7 protein-coding genes are annotated in these 13,186 nt (G+C 51.3%); 1 reads left to right on the top strand and 6 read right to left on the bottom strand.

Annotation, left to right across the window (positions count from 1 at the left end; translation table 11 throughout):
* From fhuB to fhuA, 4 genes are all read right to left on the bottom strand, one after another.
* Entirely contained in the window at positions 1-2,004 is a 2,004-nt protein-coding gene (fhuB, locus tag AB3Y96_RS17885; RefSeq protein ID WP_367299860.1) for a Fe(3+)-hydroxamate ABC transporter permease FhuB, read from the bottom strand.
* Positions 2,001-2,918 (bottom strand): Fe(3+)-hydroxamate ABC transporter substrate-binding protein FhuD, encoded by a 918-nt coding sequence (gene fhuD / locus AB3Y96_RS17890; RefSeq protein ID WP_367299861.1) that lies wholly within the window; start codon positions 2,916-2,918, stop codon positions 2,001-2,003. The genes fhuB and fhuD overlap by 4 nt, the downstream gene beginning before the upstream one ends.
* Positions 2,919-2,929: 11 nt before the next feature.
* Positions 2,930-3,727: a Fe3+-hydroxamate ABC transporter ATP-binding protein FhuC gene (gene fhuC / locus AB3Y96_RS17895; protein ID WP_168780221.1), complete on the bottom strand. Its 798-nt coding sequence runs from the start codon at positions 3,725-3,727 to the stop codon at positions 2,930-2,932.
* Positions 3,728-3,805: 78 nt separating this feature from the next.
* Positions 3,806-5,977, bottom strand: coding sequence for a ferrichrome porin FhuA (fhuA, locus tag AB3Y96_RS17900; protein WP_072309660.1), 2,172 nt, complete (start codon positions 5,975-5,977; stop codon positions 3,806-3,808).
* A gap of 707 nt (positions 5,978-6,684) precedes the next feature.
* Here fhuA and ompC point away from each other — a divergent pair.
* Positions 6,685-7,827 (top strand): porin OmpC, encoded by a 1,143-nt coding sequence (ompC, locus tag AB3Y96_RS17905; protein ID WP_302622580.1) that lies wholly within the window; start codon positions 6,685-6,687, stop codon positions 7,825-7,827.
* Between the two features lie 181 nt (positions 7,828-8,008).
* Here ompC and mrcB read toward each other — a convergent pair whose 3' ends face one another.
* Positions 8,009-10,582 carry a bifunctional glycosyl transferase/transpeptidase gene (mrcB, locus tag AB3Y96_RS17910; RefSeq protein ID WP_072309658.1) on the bottom strand — a complete coding sequence of 858 codons (2,574 nt, stop codon included), beginning with the start codon at positions 10,580-10,582 and terminating at the stop codon, positions 8,009-8,011.
* A gap of 106 nt (positions 10,583-10,688) precedes the next feature.
* Positions 10,689-13,127 (bottom strand): ATP-dependent helicase HrpB, encoded by a 2,439-nt coding sequence (gene hrpB, locus AB3Y96_RS17915; RefSeq protein WP_367299862.1) that lies wholly within the window; start codon positions 13,125-13,127, stop codon positions 10,689-10,691.
* Between the last annotated feature and the right edge of the window lie 59 nt (positions 13,128-13,186).

Consider the following 13,186-nt stretch of genomic DNA (forward strand, 5'->3'; position numbering starts at 1 on the left):
TTATTTCCCCTGCTTGCGCAGCAAGAAAATAAAGTACGGCGCGCCAATAAACGTTGCTAGCAAACCGGCAGGGATTTGATAAGGGAACATCACCATCCGTCCGCACCAATCCGCAAACATCATTAGAAAACCACCGATTAGCGCCGCAACCATCAGCTGTGGCATCGCTCGTTTAAAACCTAGCATTCGCGCCATATGAGGCGCCATCAGGCCAACAAAGCTCAGCGGCCCGGTCATTAACGTCGCGGCAGCGGTTAACGCCGATGCGATCAACAGAATGGCGACGCGCGAAGGCATCAGCGCGACGCCCACCGCTTTCGCCGTTACCGAGCCTAAAGGTAATAGCATGAGCCAACGGCGGCACAGCGGCGTTGCCGCAATCAGTACCACAGCAACGCCCACGGTACGTAACGCCTGCGCGCTGTCTACGCCATAGGTCGAGCCTGCCAACCATGTGAGCAACATGCCGGTACGCGGATCGCCGCTTGCCAACACCATCACCACCAGCGTACTAAACACCGTACTCACCGCAATCCCTGCCAACAACATACGCTGGGCGGAAAATCCGTTGCGGCTCGAGGTAATCATCACCAACAATAACGTCAGCGCAGCGCCGAGGCTCCCCGCCGGAAGTAGCCATACAAACGCATTGCCCGGAACCAACAGCAGCAACACCAATACGCCAAGGGCTGCACCCGACGTAATCCCCAACACTTCAGGGCTCGCCATCGGGTTACCGGTGAGCTTTTGGATCATGGTTCCTGCTACGGCTAGCATCATTCCCGCGGCCAAAGCAGCCACCACACGCGGCCAGCGCCAAGGCATCAGCGCATCTATCTGAGCGCCGTGCGCCCAGTACCAACCTTCGCTGCCGCGGCCAAACAGCAAAGCTACGGCCAGAGCCAACGCCAGTAGAGCCATACCGATGACCATCCAACGCCACAGATGGTGACGTTCTGGCGTAATGCGGTCGCCTTGGTTCATATCCGGCATATTGCCGTTGGTACGCAGCTTCGGTAATAACCACAGCAGTACCGGCGCGCCAATGAGCGCAGTGGCTGAGCCGGTTGGAATTTCGTGCCAAACCACGGCGAGCCATTGCACCACCTGATCGGTGAGCCACAGCAGCAAAGCGCCGATAAAAGGCGCCATCAACAAGCGTTGAGATAATCGACGCGCGCCACAAATGCGCGCCAACAGCGGCGAAAATAGGCCGATAAAACCAATCACGCCCACGGCATTCACCATCTGTGCGCTAATTAACACCGCCAGCGCGAGGGTAGCTAAACGAGCGCTGCTTAAGCCGAGCCCCAGATTTTTAGCCACCCCGTCGTCTAATCCAAGCAGCGTTAAAGGGCGAATCAGCAAAGCGGAAAGCAGTAATGCCACCAGCAAACGAGGAGCGAGCTCAGTCACGTTATGCCAATCGTGTTGGTTTAGGGCCCCGCTCGCCCACACAAACATGCCCTGTAGGGATTCGTAATTAAACAGCGCCATCAGGGAATTCAGTGCACCGCAGTACAGCCCCATCACCAGCCCCGCCAGAATCAGCGTCACCGGAGACATGCGTTTACCCCACGACAGGCCAAATACAATAAGCGCTACCAGCACGGCGCCCAGCAGAGCCGCCAACTGCATCATCCAACTTTCGGGCGAAACGGCCAATAGCACCGCCGCCGTTACCCCAAACTGAGCACCAGCGGAAACCCCCAGCGTGGCAGGTTCCGCCAACGGATTTTTTAATACCTGCTGGAACAGTAGCCCCGCAAGGCCAAGCCCAGCACCCACCAACAAAGAAACAACGTCGCGTGGCAGAATGCTGTAATGCATCACGACCTGCTGGATATTATCCATATCTGGCGCGGTCGCGGCCTGCCACCATTGATTAAACGGCAGCTGGTGATGCAGATTGAATAGGGTTAATCCCAGCGCAGGCAATGCCAGCAACAGCGGGATCAACCACAGGCTGAATTTAGCCTGAGATGCTTTTACGTTAGCGTTCATGATTTCGCTCCTAACGCAGACTCCAGCAAATCACAGAAACGCATCGCGGAGAGCGTGGCACCATAGAACCACACGCCCGGCTGGCTGATCACTTTTTGGCCTCGCACAAAAGGCAGCGCCTGCCACAGCGGAGTTTTCTGTACCTGAGCAAACAATGCGTCATTACCGTGGCTGAAGAAAATGGCCTGCGCCTGCGGGGAAACCGTCGCCAGTTGCTCAATGCCAACGATCGCGCTGCCCCAAAAGTTGGTATCACTCGTCCACGCATTTTTTAAATCCAGCTCATCCATCACTTCTTGGAACATGCTGCCTTTACCAAAGACCAAGGCATGCCCGGCGTCTAACAACGTAAACAGCAACAGCGGCGTTTGATCCCACGCGCTTAGGCGCTGTTTGCTTTGTGCCAACCGCTGTTGGAATAGCGCGAGGTGCGCGCTCGCGCGTTCAGGCACACCCAGTTTTTCCGCCAGATTTTGCAGTGACTTTTTAGCCAGTTTCAGCGGCAGACCTGAGCCATCGTTAAAGGAAAAGCCCATCGCGGGTGCAATGGTTTGCATTTTCGCCACGGAGGGGCCAAATCCATCGGAATAGAGGATCAGCGATGGATCAATCTGTTGCAGCAGCTCCATATTCGGCTCTGTACGGTTGCCGAGATCGATAACCGTCGGTGCCAATTCAGGCTCTTGTACCCAAAGGCGGTAATTGGCGATTTCAGCCACGGCAAGCGGGGTAATGCCGAGCGTCAGCAGAAGCTCAATCGGCAGCCATTCGAGCGCCACAATTCGATTGAGATCGGGATAGGTCGTACTGGTCAGCGCAGAGGCCTGCACCGAGAGCGGAAGCAAAAACGGCGACAACGCCAGCGCCGTAATCAGACGACGACGGCCAAAATCAGGAGAGTTGGGATCACGCATTAAATCTGGCATCAGTAGACGAAGCTCACGGGCGCACCACCGCTTGGATGCGGCAGCGTCCCCATCGGTATACCGTAAATTTTTTCCAGTACGTCGCCCTGCATAATGTCAGCAGGCGTACCTTGAGCAATCAGTTCACCGCCGCGCAGCGCCATCAGGTAATCGCAATAACGCGCGGCCATGTTGATGTCATGCAAAACCGCAATCACGGTTAAACCACGCTCACGGCTGAGGCGTTGAATAAGGGCCAACACTTCAACCTGATGGGCGATATCCAGCGCCGATGTCGGTTCATCGAGTAATAAACAGCGGCTATTTTGTGCCACCGTCATCGCCAGCCATGCACGCTGACGCTCACCGCCGGATAAGCTGTCAACCAAACGCCCTGCCAACGGTTTAAGATCGACCAAGGCAATAGCCTCTTCCACTCGTTCACGATCTTCGCTGCGAAAGCGCCCTAGCGCACCATGCCAAGGATAGCGACCAATGGCCACCAGCTCACGCACTGTCATTCCCTCAGCCGCGGGCAGCTGTTGAGGAAGATAGGCCACTTCACGGGCAAACGCTTTGCTATCCCATTCAGCCAACGGTTTATCACCCAGCAAAATCTGGCCAACGCTTGCAGCCTGATGGCGACCGAGCATTTTTAGCAGCGTCGATTTACCCGAGCCATTGTGGCCAATCAGGCCACAAACCTGGCCTTCAGGAAAAGTGAGAGAAACGTTTTGCAGCAATGTGCGGCCAGGAACAGTGAAGCTGACCTGTTGCAAAGTGAAAGTTGACGAGGTGGAGATCGCGGTTTTACTCAATTCCGGTATAGCCTTTAGTCTTATGTTCTTTGCAGAAAAGAACGGGCGCGATAACCGCGCCCTTGAGTGTATATCTTACTAGAAACGGAAAGTCGCCGTTGCCACAACCTGACGCTCTGCGCCCCAGAAGCAGCCATAGGTATCGAAGCAGCTAGCTACGTATTCGCGGTCCAGCAGGTTATTCACGTTAACCGCAATGCTGGAGCCCGGCAGGTTGAAGCGCGCCAGATCATATTTGATCACCGCATCCATCACCGCTGCGCTGCCCACTTTGAAGGTGTTAGCCGGATCGCCATAGCTTGAACCAATGAATCGACCGCCGGTACCCAGCGTTAAACCACTTAAAGCACCTTCGTTAAAGGTGTAATCACCCCACAAGGAAGCCATATGTTTTGGCACCTGCTCTGGGGTATTCCCTTTCAACGTAGAGTCCTTGGTGTACTCTGCTTCGGTGTAGGTGTAAGACGCAGTAACGTTAATGTTGGCATTAACCGCAGCCTTCGCTTCTAACTCAACGCCACGAGAACGAATTTCACCGCCCTGAATAGATGCAAATCCATGTGATGTATCAGGATCTTTCATCAGGTTGTTGGTTTTCGTCAGCTGATAAACCGCCCCCGTCACCACAATCGGCATGTCTTTTGGCACATACTTCACACCAGCCTCATACTGACGGCCTTTAGATGGTGTGAACGTTTTGCCACTGAAATCAGCACCAGAGTTAGGTTCGAAGGACTCGCTGTAGCTGATATATGGACTAATGCCATTATCAAACAGATAGTTTAAACCCGCGCGGCCCGTAAACTGGCTATCGTCACGCTCGGTATAGTTATTGGCTTGATAAGCGCGAGTTGACTGAGTCAGCCAGTCGTAACGACCACCCAATGTCAGAACAAAGTTATTCCACTCGGCTTGATCCTGCGCGTAGATACCGGTTTGCTTTTGCTTATTCTGCTGATAAGGCGCTGCGCTGCCAAAATCATAATCAGAATAAACAGGGTTATACAGATCGAGCGGTGGAGCGGTGCCAAACGAAGCATTAATATCGTTGCGCATCTGCTGGAAATCTACGCCTGTCAGCAAGGTATGCTGAACGTCTGCGGTCGCAAACTTGCTTTGCAATTGAGTATCTACGGCAAAATTGTGCAGCTTTTCGTTATCAACAACGGTACCACGATTTAGCATATGCCCAGTCGCATCAACGCCAGTGCCATACACGTTTTTCTGTGAGGTCTTAGACTCAACGTAGCGCAAATTTTGGCGAACGGTGAAGGTGTCGTTAAACTCATGGTCGAAGCTATAGCCAACCAACTTATGCGACAGTGAGTAACTATTATTCGGTGCGCCTTCGTTGAAGTCAGTCGGTAGACGAGAACCATTTGGCAATGGTTGTACCGTCCCTTCTTTCGGCAGCCAGCCGTAGTAGCCCGTTTCAGGACTGTCCTGCAGATTTGCTAAGAAAGTAAAGTTGGTTTTGTCATCAGGACGCCATGAGAAAGACGGCGCAATGGCATAACGTTTTTCTTTCGACATTTCCTGTTGAGCATTGTTGGAGCGCGCAACACCGGTCAAACGGTATGAAAACACACCATCGTCATCTAAAGCATCACTGAAATCAAAACCAGTCTGCCAGAGATTATCAGTGCCCATTTTAAACTGTACTTCTTTAAGCGGCTCTGTGGTTGGGCGTTTACTCACCATAGAAATAATACCGCCTGGGCTGCTTTTCCCATATAACACTGACGTTGGCCCACGCATCAGCTCAACACGTTCCAGCATATACGGATCAATAATCACTTCGTTATAGAAGTCACCTTGTAGCTTTAAACCATCAAGGTAGTTGTTTTGGTTTACGGAACCAAAACCACGAATTTTTACCGCGTCATAAGTATTGGACGCACCACGTGTAGAAACAGTAACCCCGGGCGTATAGCCCAACGCTTCTTTAACAGACTGAGGCTGATGGGTATCCATTTCTTCACGCGTCACAACCGAGACAGACTGTGGCGTCTTCTCAATTGGCGTATCGGTTTTCGTTGCCGTTGCGCTGCGCTTAGCGGCGATAGTTGGCGCAGGCCCCCATGCGCTCTCCTGCTGAACACCACCGCCGGCAGTGACAACCAAGGTGTCATCATTTAGATTTTTTTGAGCTGTATCAGCCGCATTGGCGAAAGAGGCCCACATTCCTAAGCTAGCAGCAATAGAAACTGCAACCTTGGTTTGTGAATATTTGAACGATGGTAAAGTCATGTTGGTTTCTCTGGCGAAAGACAAATAATAAAGCAAACGAGAATGATTATTATAAAGATCGCATTTTATGCGTAACCAAATGTAAAGTTCAAGAGAAATTCATCCTTATAGGAGTCAAGGGAACAAAAAATAGCCTTTATTTTGATAAGGGTTAAATCAATAGGTTTTAACTATCTTAGGTGGGGATAAATAAGCGAGGTAAATATGAATGAGACGTATTTCTGAGTTATCCGATTGTTATATTTGGTTTGCATAAATGATTTAATTAAAATCATATGAATAATAGATTTAAAAATCTTGCATAAGCACCATATTTTATTTATTCCGATTCATTCACCTCACCGCTGTTTTCATCTCGAGAGGCCAAGCTACACCTACCTTGAAGACCTCCCCTGAAGCAAGTCTTGCACTCTGGTTTAAATTAAACGAAACTCCTAATTAAATATTACTTAGATAAATAAAAATTAATATCAAATTAAATAAGACATTCGCTAATTGTTTATTAAAAATAATACATTTCAGTAAATCATAACTCACCAATATTGTAATTTATTATATTTATAATCCTCGTCACAAAATGAGTTATTTATTTTATGAACCATATTGTCTTTTAATAACCAGGCACATTATCCTGCTGATGTTTTAAAAGGAATCCTTATTAAACATAGGGAATAAGAATAATACAAAAGCGTCAATTCAAGGAAATGATAATGAAGCGTAAAATTCTAGCGGTGGTGATTCCTTCTTTATTAGTGGCTGGTATGGCAAATGCGGCTGAGGTTTATAATAAAGACGGTAATAAAGTAGATTTATATGGCAAGGTTGATGCCCGTCACGTGTTCTCTGAAGATAATGGCCAAGACGGCGACAACACCTACGTGCGTGTCGGCTTTAAGGGTGAAACCCAGATTACCGATCAGCTGACAGGCTTTGGCCAGTGGGAATATAACGTACAGGCTAACCATACTGAAAGCGGCGCAACTGGTGGAACCAGCGGTAACGCAACCCGTTTAGGCTTTGCTGGCCTGAAGTTCGGTGATTACGGCTCATTTGACTACGGTCGTAACTACGGCGTGGTGTACGACGTAGAAGCGTGGACCGATATGCTGCCAGTATTCGGTGGTGATACCTACACCTACACCGACAACTACATGGTAGGTCGTGCTAACGGCTTAGCGACCTACCGTAACAGCAACTTCTTTGGTTTGGTTGATGGCCTGAACTTTGCGCTGCAATATCAAGGCGCGAATGAGAGCTCTAGCAACAATCAGGAAGGCACCAATAATGGTCGCAGGCTCACAGCTGAAAACGGTGACGGCTTCGGCATGTCAACCACTTACGACATCGGCTATGGCGTTTCCTTCGGCGCAGCGTATAGCAACTCTGACCGTTCAAACGATCAGTCATTAGGCGGTGGAATTGCTAAAGGTGGTAAAGCACAGGCGTGGACTATTGGTACCAAGTATGATGCAAATAACATCTACTTAGCTGCCATGTACGCTGAAACGCTGAACATGACGCCTTGGGGCAACGACAATATTGCCAACAAAACACAAAACTTTGAAGTTGTAGCCCAGTACCAGTTCGATTTCGGCCTGCGCCCATCCATTGCTTACCTGCAATCAAAAGGCAAAGATCTTCAGGGCAATTCTGGACATAACGGAAAATGGGACAATGAAGATTTAGTGAAATATGTTGATATCGGTACTTACTACTACTTCAACAAAAATATGTCTGCCTATGTTGATTATAAAATCAACCTGCTAGACGGCGACAAAGATGGTTTTGCTAAAAACAACAACATCAACACCGACGACGTTGTTGGCGTTGGTTTGGTATACCAGTTCTAATTTAGCTTAATCATTGTTTGAATGAATATTGCGGGTGGCTTCGGCCGCCCGTTTTTATTTGTCTATTAAATGATCATCAAGCGAATTTAATAACCAATTCACCACCTTGCTTATTATTCATTATTCATCTAATAAAAAAGGCCTCTAACGAGAGGCCTTTTTTGTTCATGCAAGAATATTATTAGTTACTGCCAAACATATCCTTAATCCAACCAGCTACGCCATCGCTACTTTGCTGCTGCTGTTGCTGCTGCGCGGGCTGTTGTCCTTCAGTTTGTGGTTGCTGAGTCTGAGCAGCCGGTTGCTGCGCTGCGGATGCTGCACATAAACCTTCCGGATTTTCCGTCCATACAGGGATACTACGCGAACCGCCACCGTTACACACAAAGTTGCCAGACTCATCGATATTCATCGTGGTGATCCCTTCCGGTGGCACTAAGTTCAGCGGTAACGGCGTCTGGTTTTCCAGATAGCGACGATAAAGCGTCAGCGCACCGTTTGCGCCGGTTAACTTAGCCGGGCCATTGTTGTCACGCCCAACCCACGCAATCGTCACTTCTTTGCCATCAACACCGGCAAACCAGCTATCACGCAGATCGTTAGTGGTACCCGTTTTCGCCGCCAGATGGTAATTGCCAAATTTAGCCGTCAGAGAACGCGATGTCCCTCGTGCAACAACCTGCTGCATACCATACAGCGTCAGATAGGCTGCCTGCGGCGGCACCACGCTTTGTGCCTGCGGTAAACTTTGATACAGCACGCTTCCATCTTCTGCAATCACGGAACGAACGGCTGACAGCGGCGCACGATTACCACCGCTGGCAATCGTTTGATACTCCTGCGCAACTTCCATTGGCGTGAGGCTAATCGCCCCCAGCAGCATGGAAGGAACCGGATTAATCACATCTTTAGGAATACCTAAACGCTGCAATGTCGCGCTGATTTGATCTAACCCTACCGCCATCCCCAGATTCACCGTCGGTACGTTCAGCGAGTTCGCCAACGCATCCACCAGCATCACCTGACCACGATACTGACGATCGTAGTTTTTCGGCTGCCAGATGCTGCCGTTTGGCTGTTTCAACGAAAGCGGCTGATCCGCTAACCACGTATTCAGGCGATATTTGTCCGGCTCGCTCAGCGCGGTGAGATAAGTCGGTGGTTTTGCCAAAGAACCCACTGAACGGCGGGCGTCCATCGCACGGTTAAAGCCGGCAAACTGAGGCTGAGCACCGCCAACCATGGCACGAACTTCACCGCTGAAACGGTCTACAATCACCATCGCAGCTTCAAGATCGTTCACATGACGAGCCGCTTTCAGCGCAGGAACGCCATCTTCCACCGCTTTTTCCGCCGCGTCTTGCGATACCGGGTCAAGCGTGGTGAAGATTTTCACCCCAGACAAATCATTGATCTTGTTACCCAGTTTTTGCTGTAGCTCTTGACGAACCATCTGCATAAACGCAGGCTGAGGTGAAATAACGCCGCCTTTTGGCTGCACGCCGAGCGGACGCGCACTCAGCATATCGTAGAGTTCTTGGTCGATGATCTGTTGGTTTTCCAGCAGTTTTAGCACCAGATTACGACGCTCTAACGCCAGTTTCGGGTTACGCCACGGGTTATACAGCGAAGCACCTTTCACCATCCCCACCAGCAATGCTTGCTGGTCGAGGCTAAGCTCATCAACCGGACGCCCAAAGTAGTAGAGGCTCGCTAACGGGAAGCCACGGATCTGATCGCTTCCGCTCTGCCCCAGATACACTTCGTTCAGATACAGTTCCAAGATGCGATCTTTGCTATAGCGATAATCGACGATCAGCGCCATATACGCCTCGTTGATCTTACGCCATAGCGAACGCTCGTTGCTTAAGAACAGGTTTTTAACCAGCTGTTGCGTCAGCGTACTACCGCCCTGTACCGCACGTCCGGCGGTGAGGTTAGCCACCACGGCACGGCCAATCGAGTAGAAACTAATACCATCATGCTGATAAAAATGACGGTCTTCGGTCGCGATCAGCGTATCCACTAACAAATCAGGGAATCCGCTACGCGGTACAAATAAGCGCTGCTCACCGTTGGGGGACTGCAACATGGTGATTAAACGCGGATCCAAACGGAAGAAACCAAACTGGCGCTGGTTATCCATATTTTGAATCTGGCTTAAACGATCGTTGCTGAACACCAAACGTGCATGGATCTGCCCTTCTTTTCCATCCGGAAAATCAAACGGGCGGCGCAGCATATCAATATTGTTACCGTTCACCGAGAATTCACCCGGACGCGTAATACGGCTCACTTGACGGTACTGCATACCTTCCAGCAAATTCACCATCTCTTTTTTGCTGTAGGACATCCCCGGCTCTAGATCGACCATTCGGCCATAGACGGTCGCTGGCAACTGCCAGACCTTCCCGTCGATGCGGCCGCGGATCTGCTGATCCAAATAAAAACCGTAAATCGCCAGCAGCACAAAGACGATCAGCGCAAGCTTGATCAGCAAGCCTAACAGTTTGCGTTTACGCGATTTTTTTACCTTCTTACGCGCCACGTCGTCCTCTCTGTCTTCTTCATCATCATAATCATCATCTTCTTCGTATTCGTCATGATCGTTCGCGGTATCACGAAAATCATCGCGATAATCATCGTCCTCGTCGTCATAACGGCGACGGCGATTAGGTACCGCTTTACGGGATGGTGGATTGCCACCTTTTTTACCTTTACGTCCGATCGGCTCGCGATCGTCATCCCTAGACATTGTTCAGTTCTCCGGCAGTGGCGCCTAATCTGTTCCTCACCGCCTAAAGGGGGAAGAGGAAACCTCCGAAATTGGCACAGCATCATAGCTGCACCGTAGGAATTTCTTACTGATAGCGTTTCGTCCGACGCGTCGGCAGCGCATTTCCCGGATCGTCCGGCCATGCATGTTTTGGATAACGCCCTTTCATCTCTTTTTGCACTTCACGGTATGAGCCCTGCCAAAACGCAGCCAAATCACGGGTAATTTGCAGCGGGCGATGGGCTGGCGAGAGTAATTCCAACACTAACGCCACTCGCCCTTCGGCAATTTTAGGGCTGTGCTGCTCGCCAAATACTTCCTGCAAGCGCACGGCTAATACCGGTGGTTTATCGCTAAAATACTGTAGCGGTAAACGCGATCCTGTCGGCACAGTGTAATGAGTCGGCAGCGCAGTATCTAGACGTTGTCGCATCGACCAATCCATTAAGGCCAGCAGAGCTTCGGTCAGATTGATATTCTGTAAACCGCGCAGATCGCGCACACCGTCTAGCGCAGGCAATAGCCAGCTTTCTAACGAATCCAGCAGACTATCATCATCTACCGCAGGCCAGTTAACTTCTGGTAACCACTGCGCTGCACACTGTAACCGTAAACGCAGCTGCTTGGCAGAGTCGCTCCAATTCAAAGCGCTAATTCCCTGATTGCGAACCCAATTTAGTAGCGCCTGCGACAATTCCTCAGCCGATGGTTTAGCCAGCGGCTGTGCTTTGATCACTAAGCGCCCTAGCTGCTGGCGTTTCCATGCGCGTAGTGTACCTTTCGCGTCATCCCATTCCACGCTGGTTTGCTCGCTGATCAGGTGCGGCAGGCGCGTCGCCAACAGCTCAATATCACAAGGCAACGCCAGCAAAATACGCGCTTCGCTGTTATTCACGCCCTGCAAAAGATTCGCCACAATCAACCATGGCGTACGTGCCAGCGCATCATCGGCTGCCATTGCCGCACCCAGACCATTCGCCAACAAATAACGCCCATCTTGTCCACGTAGATTAGCAATACGATCGGGAAAGGCATGAGCAAGCCAAAACGCGGCATCGTCAAGCGCTACGCGGCCCTGACCGTTCCCCAAACGTTTAGTCAGCTGATTAGCGCGGCGTTGCCAATGACTCTGCGGGTGATAAAGCGCATTGCGTAGATCAACACCACCGTTGCGCGGTGGCTCTTCGATGATGGCGGCCAGCAGCGCCGCCGTGGCGAGCGCATCCTCACCGGCACTTTGTGCGGCACACAGCATTGCAGCCAAACGCGGATCGCTCCCGGCATCGCTCATAGCGCGGCCTGTAGGGGTTAAGCCGCCCTGTTCATTAATGGCGCCTAGCTGAAATAGCAGCCGCTGCGCCGCAGAAATCGCCGCAGACGGCGGCGTATCCAGCCATTTTAACTGAGAGACATCGTGACATCCCCACTGCAAAAGATTCAGCCATAGGCCACTCAGATCGCTATGGAGAATTTCGGCTTCGCTATATTCTGCGGTACGTTCGGCCTGTTCTGCCGCCATTAAGTGCCAACAGATCCCCGGCTCTAAGCGCCCTGCGCGTCCGGCACGCTGCGTCATGGAAGCCTGACTGGTTCTTTGCGTGACCAGCTTAGTGAGCCCACTTCGCACATCAAATTGGCTGACACGCTCAAGCGTGCTGTCGATGACCAAACGAATGCCGTCGATGGTTAAACTCGTTTCCGCAATATTGGTAGCCAGCACCACTTTGCGCCGCCCCGCCGGTGACGGATCAATTGCCTTCTGCTGTTCAGCCAGCGGCAACGCCCCATAAAGCGGGCAAATATCGGTATTGGCATCCACGCGCTGTTCGAGCAGTTCGGCGGTGCGCTTGATTTCTCCCACGCCGGGCAAAAACAGCAGCAGCGAGCCTAATTCTTGGCGTAACAAATTCAATGCGGCATGCGAGGCGCTTTGATCTAGCCGCTCATGCGCTGACACCGGCATGTAACTGCGCACTACGGGAAAGCTCCGCCCTTCGGAACGGATCACCGGCGCATCGGGCAGCAAATGTGTAAGACGCGCGTCGTCTAGCGTGGCAGACATAATCAGCAGGCGTAGATCGTCACGCAATCCCTCCTGCACATCCAACAACAGCGCCAACGCTAAATCAGCCTGCAAGCTGCGTTCATGAAACTCATCGAGGATGACCAGCGATACGCCTGATAGCTCGGGATCTTGCTGAAGCATTCGGGTCAAAATACCTTCGGTAACCACTTCCAGCCGCGTTTGCGCGCTGACTTTGGTTTCGGCACGCATGCGGTAACCCACGGTTTGACCCACATTTTCATCCAGCTGTTGCGCTAAGCGATGAGCCACGCTGCGAGCGGCCAACCGGCGAGGCTCAAGCATGATGATTTTACCGTTCAGCCAGCCAGCCTTGAGCAATTGCAACGGCAGCCACGTAGACTTACCCGCGCCGGTTGGTGCATTCAGTAGCACCTGAGCTGAAGATTGCAGCGCGGCCAATAATGATTCAAGAACCGCAGCAACAGGGAGTAAAGACACGAGGGCTCCAAACTAATTAGGATTAAATGCTTTAACATCGACTAGACGGCATTGTAGCA

Origin of the sequence: Hafnia alvei (assembly GCF_964063325.1) — a bacterium.
Taxonomy (GTDB): domain Bacteria; phylum Pseudomonadota; class Gammaproteobacteria; order Enterobacterales; family Enterobacteriaceae; genus Hafnia; species Hafnia alvei_B.